Consider the following 6,166-nt stretch of genomic DNA (forward strand, 5'->3'; position numbering starts at 1 on the left):
ACCGAAATGGTGCAGATGTTTTTTTATGAAAAAATTGTATTAGAAAAAAATTCAATAACCATACTACAACTACGAGGAAGAGTGAAGGGGTGAATGAAAGTTGGAACAAACGATTTATATTAAAATGCGCAATCGTTTAAAAGTTTCTCCTACTTATGAAGTAAAGCTGGGCGATGTTGCTCAACTTGCCGGAGATTCTTCCGTAGTTGAGTTGTTACAAAATGAGATAGTTTACAAAATAACAGCGCATGATAAGACGCATGTTGTAATTGATGTTATGAAAGTAATTGAGATTATTCAACAGAAAGCATCTCATGTACAAATTAATTTACTCGGTTCTGGACAAACTCTTGTTGAAATTATATACGAAAAAAAGAAGACACACCCAATTTTTTTCGGGCTTGTATGGCTGTTACTGTTCATTGGAGCGGCCCTTGCGATCATTTATTTCCATGAAGATGTAAGTATGCAACAAGTACATCAACGGTTATATTACATGATTACTGGAGAATTTAATGCGCAACCACTTTTATTTCAAATCCCTTATTCTTTAGGTCTTGGCTTAGGGATGGTTTTATTTTTTAATCATGTATTTCAAAAGCGAATTAATGAAGAGCCGAGTCCGTTAGAAGTTGAGATGTTTCAATACCAACAGTCACTTGATCAGTATGTAATCGTTAATGAAAACAAGGATAATATGAAACAACTTGCCGATGATTGAGTCTGGATTTGTTATTTTAATTGGTTTAGCTGGAGGGATTGCGGTAGGTAGCGGATATGTCGCATTTTTAGCTGTACTTGGTATAATCCCCCGTTTAGCCCAATTAACGAGAAGTGGAAAGCATATTCAATATTTTGAGTGGGCAGTCATTGCAGGTACTTTAACAGGGGCTTGGTGCAGTTTGAAAAACATTACATTTCAAACGTCGCAGTATTGGCTCGTTATATTAGGGATATTTTGTGGCACATTCATCGGAATGCTTGCTGCGGCATTAACAGAGGTGTTAAATGTTCTGCCTATTTTAGCGAAACGAGTAGGGGTAGAGGGGAAGATTATTGTTTTACTCGTTGCTCTTGTACTTGGGAAAGTAATAGGATCGTTGTTTCACTGGATTTATTTCGTAAAGTAGGAGGCAGTATATAAATGACAAGTCAGAAATTGAAGGATGATTACATAAATAAAGTGAAGGAGTATCATCCAAAGCCAAACTATTTACTAAATTGTATCAAAGCATTTCTTGTAGGTGGACTCATTTGCACAGTTGGAGAAGTATTGATGAAATTTTATATACATTATTTTCACTTCAGTGAACAAGAGGCAGGAAACCCAACTGTTGCAACCCTTGTTTTATTATCCGCGATTTTAACAGGGTGTGGTGTATATGATAAAATCGGTCAATTTGCTGGAGCAGGATCAGCGGTACCGGTAACAGGATTTGCAAATTCTATGGCGAGCGCTGCCTTAGAACATAAGAGCGAAGGGGTTGTTCTAGGGATTGCTACAAATATGTTTAAACTGGCAGGAAGTGTGATTGTATTTGGGGTTGTTGGTGCATATATCATTGGGTTAATAAGGTATACCTTTAAAATTTTTATGTCTTAAAGGAGGGCTAGTATGAGGTTGACCGGAAAACAAACGTGGGTATTTCAAAATGATATATATGTGAATGCAACGGGTACTGCTGTCGGTCCGAAAGAAGCTGAGGGCCCTCTTGGGAAAAAATTTGATATTTCATATGGTGACTTGCATTGTGGAGAAGAAAATTGGGAGCTTGCCGAACGAAGATTAATGTCAGACTCAATTCAACAAGCAGTGCAAAAAGGGAATATAAAAACATCGCAAATTGATTTCTTTTTAGCGGGAGATTTATTAAATCAAACAGTGACAGCAAATTATGTTGCGCGTAAGTGGGGCATTCCTTTTTTAGGAATGTTTAGCGCTTGTGCGACGTCTATGGAGACTTTAGCAGTTGGCTCAGCTTTTATAGACGGTGGATTTGCAAATCGTGTCTTAGCTACAGTAAGTAGTCATAATGCAACGGCTGAAAGACAATTTCGCTATCCAACAGAGTACGGTGGACAAAAGCCAGGGACAGCAAATTCAACTGTGACTGGTGCAGGATCTATATTAATTAGCAATGAAAAAAGTGCAATTAAAATTACGTCGGCTACAATTGGAAAAGTGCAAGATTTAGGAATTACAAATCCTTTGGATATGGGGGCAGCGATGGCTCCAGCAGCAGCTCATACAATTCAACAACATTTTGAAGATTTAAGAAGAAGTGCCGATGATTATGATTTGATTGTTACGGGTGATTTATCAGCTGTTGGGACGCCGATTGCGAAACAACTTTTACTTGAGGAAGGTTATGATCTTGGGCATATATACAATGATTGTGGATTGATGATTTATGAATCAAGTCAAGAAGAAGTGTTTGCAGGTGGTAGTGGTTGCGCTTGTTCAGCAGTTGTCACATATGGTCATTTATTACACGAGATGCAAAAAGGGAATTTACAACGAATTTTTGTCGTTGCGACTGGTGCATTATTAAGCCCGATGATGATGCAACAGAAGGAAACGATTCCAACAATTGCACATGGTGTCGTATTTGAGAGAGTTAAAGGAGAGTGAATTGTGGATTTTATATATGCATTTCTTGTAGGTGGAGTTATTTGTTTAATTGGGCAACTATTGTTAGATTTCGTAAAGTTAACACCAGCTCATTTAATGGCAACTTTTGTAGTCATCGGAGCAATTTTAGATGGATTTGGATTGTACGATAAACTAATAAAGTTTGCAGGTGCTGGAGCAACAGTCCCTATTACAAGTTTTGGACATTCACTATTGCACGGAGCAATGCATGCAGCAGAAAAACATGGATATTTAGGAATTGGTATTGGCATGTTTAGTTTAACGTCTGCGGGCATTTCCGCAGCGATATTGTTTTCGTTTTTTATAGCACTTATATGTAAACCGAAAGGATAAATCAAATGAGACGAAGGGTTGTTTTGGTCACAGATGGAGATGAATATGCAAAGCGGACAATTGAGCTTTTAACGAAGGAATTTGGGGGAAGGTGTATTTCAGCATCACAAAGTAATCCAACCAAATTGACAGGGAAAAAAGTTGTTGAGCTTATTATGCAAACGCCATATGACCCTGTATTTGTCATGTTTGATGACAGTGGATTTATTGGAGAAGGATCTGGTGAAAAGGCTTTAAAATATGTGGCTACCCATAAACAAATTGATGTGCTCGGTATTTTAGCGGTAGCGTCTAATACGCATCATTGGGAATGGGCACGTGTAGATGTAAGTGTAGATCGGAATGGGAATTTAACCGAATACGGTGTTGATAAATTTGGACTTCCAGATGGCGAAATTGGCAGAATTAGCGGAGATACAATTTATTGTTTAGATGACTTGAATGTTCCTGTCATCGTTGGAGTCGGTGACATTGGTAAGATGTGTGGAAATGATGAATGGGAGAGGGGATCACCTATTACGAAGAAAGCAATTCAATTAATTTTGGAAAGGAGTGGTTTTTATGACGAAGCCTAAAAAAGTGGATATCCCTATATCAACTTTCATAAGTGACAATGAAAATTATTTAAAGCAGACAGTTGGGCTAGGCGTTACATACGATGTTGGCATTCGTAAATTTCAAATTTTGAATAAAGAAATTGGTGTGTTATTTGTAAACGGACTTTGTGATACAAATTATATTATCCCTATTTTAGAAGAAGCGGTGGATACAAATGAGATAAGGGATGTAGAAGAAGATACAGTGAAGCTTTTAGAGAATCGCTTAATCCATCAACAAGTAAGTAAAGTGAAAACGATGGATGAGGTAATGCTCCAAGTATTATCAGGACTCATCGTGATATTTGTGGAAGGTGAAACGGAAGCGTTTGCAATCGATGTTCGTAGTTATCCAGGGCGAACGCCGACAGAACCAGATACCGAAAAGGTAGTACGCGGTGCAAGGGATGGATTTGTTGAAAATATCGTTGTAAATACAGCATTAATCCGTAGAAGAATTCGAGATCCACGTCTTCGAAATGAAATGGTTCGAGTAGGAGATAGATCACAAACGGATATTTGCATTACATACGTTCAAGATGTTGCAAATCCAGATTTAGTAAAGATTATAAAACAAGAATTAAATAACATCGATGTAGATGGAATTACGATGGCGGATAAAACAGTAGAAGAATTTGTTGTAAAGCAAAGCTATAACCCATTTCCACTTATTCGATATACAGAAAGGCCAGATGTAGCAGCAAATCATCTACTAGAAGGACATGTGTTAGTACTTGTTGACACATCGCCAAGTGCTATGATTACACCGACAACATATTTTCATCATTTACAGCACGCGGAAGAGTTTAGACAAAATCCAGCTGTCGGTACATTTTTACGCTGGGTGCGCTTTTTAGGTGTTATATTCTCGTTATTTTTATTACCATTTTGGTTAGTGTTTGTATTTGATCCAACTCTTTTGCCAGCAAATCTTGCTTTTATTGGACCGACTAAGATGACGCATTTACCAATTTTATTACAGGTGTTAATGGCAGAGGTCGGACTTGAGTTTTTAAGGATGGCAGCCATTCATACTCCAACGCCGTTATCGTCTGCAGCAGGGTTGATTTCCGCTATATTAATTGGTCAAATTGCAATTGATGTAGGTTTGTTTGTGCCAGAAGTAATTTTGTATGTAGCAGTTTCGATGATTGGTGCATATGCAACACCGAGTTATGAATTAGGATTAGGGAATAAGGTTGGGAAATTGTTTGTTATTATTTTAACAGGTCTCTTCCATGAGATGGGATTTGTAATTGGTATGACGATATTAATTTTATTTTTAACGTCTATAAAAAGTTTACAAACACCTTATTTATGGCCGTTTTTACCATTTGATTGGGGCGCATTAACAAAAATTTTACTCCGTCCAACGATGTCTAGTTTAAAAGTACGACCAAGTATTGTAAGACCTCAAAATGTAAAAAGACAAAAATAAACGGGATTATACACCCGTTTATTTTTTTTAGCAAAAATTTATTATTTTTTAACAAAAATCAAACATTTTTTGTGTACACTTAGAGTAGATATTGTGTATGGAAGGGGAAGAGGACATGATTAAATTATTTGTAAGTGATTTAGATGACACGCTCGTTTACGATGTGAATCATATGCAAAAAGAAGATGAACGTGCGCTGTGTTGGTTAGCTGAGAAAGGGACAAATATTTGTTTTGCCTCTGGCCGCTTTACACACAGAATTGATGAAGTTGTAAAAAGGTTTTCATTCCCATATTATACAACTGGCTTAAATGGAGCGACAATGTTGCTTCCGGATGGAAATTTATTTCATGAATCGAGTTTTGAAAATGTGGTTGCCCAGGAAATATATCGATATATACATAAAAAAGGACTAGCGGATATTGTTTGTGCAAATGAGCAGCGATATACAAAAAGGAAGAATGAACATCACCATAATTTTGAAGCGTATATGGGCGTGCATATCGCTGAAATTGAAGCGTTAGAAGAAGAGTTTGGTAAGACTGTACACCCTGCAAAATTGTTTGTTTTTGGAGAAGAAGAGAAAATTGTGACGTTAGATCAAGAGCTACGAGATACGTTTCAAGGCGAAGCGGAAGTTTTTATATCAGGTAAACGCTATGTTGATATTATGCCGAGAGGCGTGAGTAAGGGGAGTGCTCTAAAGCGACTAATGGACCATTTGCAAATTGAAGCAAATGAAGTTGCTTGTATTGGAGATTCTTTCAATGATATTTCTATGTTTGAAGTAACCCCGCATTCATTTACTCTTCATCATGCCCATCCATATGTAAAGGAGAAAGCAAATCATATAGTGCGTTCGGTTGAAGAGGCTGTTATGAAATTACCATTACTTGTATAAAAAAGAAGCCCGTCACTGGCGGGCTTCTTTTTTACTTGAATAAAGATTTAACAAAATCAATGATACTTGAGAAGAAATCTTTCACTTTATCTAGAAAACTTTGTCCTTCTTCAGAACCTAAGAAGGCAGAAACGTGTTCTTTTGCTTTGTTTAATTGACTACCAACTTGATTCCAATCGATATTAAGATTTTTCATTTTATCAAATAACGATACTAAGTTATCTAACTGTTCATTTGTCAATGTA

The 6,166-nt window shown here is 37.0% G+C and carries 8 protein-coding genes and 1 pseudogene; 8 read left to right on the plus strand and 1 reads right to left on the minus strand.

Translation table 11 applies throughout. The features are described from left to right. Nucleotides 1-100: 100 nt before the first annotated feature. From MR107_RS18120 to MR107_RS18155, 8 genes are all read left to right on the plus strand, one after another. Nucleotides 101-721 (plus strand): stage V sporulation protein AA, encoded by a 621-nt coding sequence (locus MR107_RS18120; RefSeq protein ID WP_000438369.1) that lies wholly within the window; start codon nucleotides 101-103, stop codon nucleotides 719-721. After that, complete coding sequence (gene spoVAB, locus MR107_RS18125) at nucleotides 714-1,130, plus strand: stage V sporulation protein SpoVAB (protein WP_000572936.1); 417 nt, start codon at nucleotides 714-716, stop codon at nucleotides 1,128-1,130. The genes MR107_RS18120 and spoVAB overlap by 8 nt, the downstream gene beginning before the upstream one ends. A 14-nt stretch (nucleotides 1,131-1,144) precedes the next feature. Further along, nucleotides 1,145-1,603 (plus strand): stage V sporulation protein AC, encoded by a 459-nt coding sequence (gene spoVAC, locus MR107_RS18130; protein ID WP_000203810.1) that lies wholly within the window; start codon nucleotides 1,145-1,147, stop codon nucleotides 1,601-1,603. Nucleotides 1,604-1,615: 12 nt separating this feature from the next. Further along, nucleotides 1,616-2,632 carry a stage V sporulation protein AD gene (gene spoVAD, locus MR107_RS18135; protein ID WP_001241166.1) on the plus strand — a complete coding sequence of 339 codons (1,017 nt, stop codon included), beginning with the start codon at nucleotides 1,616-1,618 and terminating at the stop codon, nucleotides 2,630-2,632. A gap of 3 nt (nucleotides 2,633-2,635) precedes the next feature. Beyond that, nucleotides 2,636-2,986, plus strand: a complete 351-nt coding sequence (spoVAE, locus tag MR107_RS18140) for a stage V sporulation protein AE (RefSeq protein ID WP_000345916.1) — start codon at nucleotides 2,636-2,638, stop codon at nucleotides 2,984-2,986. 5 nt (nucleotides 2,987-2,991) lie between these two features. Beyond that, nucleotides 2,992-3,561, plus strand: a complete 570-nt coding sequence (gene spoVAEA, locus MR107_RS18145; protein WP_001254415.1) for a stage V sporulation protein SpoVABEA — start codon at nucleotides 2,992-2,994, stop codon at nucleotides 3,559-3,561. Continuing rightward, nucleotides 3,548-5,020 carry a spore germination protein SpoVAF gene (gene spoVAF, locus MR107_RS18150; RefSeq protein WP_000165595.1) on the plus strand — a complete coding sequence of 491 codons (1,473 nt, stop codon included), beginning with the start codon at nucleotides 3,548-3,550 and terminating at the stop codon, nucleotides 5,018-5,020. Before spoVAEA ends, spoVAF begins: the two co-directional genes overlap by 14 nt. Before the next feature lie 97 nt (nucleotides 5,021-5,117). Continuing rightward, nucleotides 5,118-5,921: a Cof-type HAD-IIB family hydrolase gene (locus tag MR107_RS18155; RefSeq protein WP_002026273.1), complete on the plus strand. Its 804-nt coding sequence runs from the start codon at nucleotides 5,118-5,120 to the stop codon at nucleotides 5,919-5,921. 31 nt (nucleotides 5,922-5,952) lie between these two features. On the opposite strand, the pseudogene MR107_RS18160 reads toward MR107_RS18155, so the two are convergent. Further along, a pseudogene (locus MR107_RS18160) lies at nucleotides 5,953-6,166 on the minus strand (DUF1002 domain-containing protein); the annotation flags it as partial.

This window comes from Bacillus cereus group sp. BfR-BA-01441 (assembly GCF_022663075.1).
GTDB lineage: Bacteria > Bacillota > Bacilli > Bacillales > Bacillaceae_G > Bacillus_A > Bacillus_A cereus.

Coding starts and splice junctions, on each gene's coding strand:
- MR107_RS18155 (WP_002026273.1), top strand. CDS start 5,118: ATGGAAGGGGAAGAGGACATGATTAAATTATTTGTAAGTGATTTAGAT.
- spoVAD (WP_001241166.1), top strand. CDS start 1,616: ATGAGGTTGACCGGAAAACAAACGTGGGTATTTCAAAATGATATATAT.
- spoVAC (WP_000203810.1), top strand. CDS start 1,145: ATGACAAGTCAGAAATTGAAGGATGATTACATAAATAAAGTGAAGGAG.
- spoVAF (WP_000165595.1), top strand. CDS start 3,548: ATGACGAAGCCTAAAAAAGTGGATATCCCTATATCAACTTTCATAAGT.
- spoVAB (WP_000572936.1), top strand. CDS start 714: ATGATTGAGTCTGGATTTGTTATTTTAATTGGTTTAGCTGGAGGGATT.
- spoVAEA (WP_001254415.1), top strand. CDS start 2,992: ATGAGACGAAGGGTTGTTTTGGTCACAGATGGAGATGAATATGCAAAG.